Raw genomic sequence first — 379 nt, 5'->3', positions numbered from 1 at the left:
AATCCAACATCTATACGTGCCCCATCGCGATCCGTTTTAAGTACTTGAGCAAAATCATATTTATCTTTCGTAATATCAGGCATATTTTGAGTTGCAAATAATTCACCTGAACGGTTTGGATAAATGAAGAAACTATATTCTTCACCTACTTCTAATTCATCATCATCGTTCATTTCTGATTGGTTTAACTTTACGTTTTCACCGTTTGGTCCTTTTAAAAGGTAAGTTGAACCTTGTAACCCTACTACTTCAAGGAATTCTATAGAACCTACTATATCTTTGTCTAATGCCATGTTATTCTCCTTCGATTCTTGTATTCTTTATTATTATAACATGTGTGATTCATTCTATCATTACAACTTATATGAGGTCGAAACTG

At 33.0% G+C, this 379-nt stretch carries 1 pseudogene; it reads right to left on the bottom strand.

The annotated features are described in order from the left end of the window. Positions 1–293, bottom strand: a pseudogene (cvfB, locus tag GPA21_RS20550) (RNA-binding virulence regulatory protein CvfB); the annotation flags it as partial. Positions 294–379: the final 86 nt, after the last annotated feature.

Source organism: Azoarcus taiwanensis (assembly GCF_012910885.1).
In the GTDB taxonomy this organism is placed as follows: Bacteria; Pseudomonadota; Gammaproteobacteria; order Burkholderiales; family Rhodocyclaceae; genus Azoarcus_F; species Azoarcus_F taiwanensis.
The sequence above is the reverse complement of the archived record's forward strand: the minus strand, read 5'-3'. Positions and strand labels throughout refer to the sequence as shown.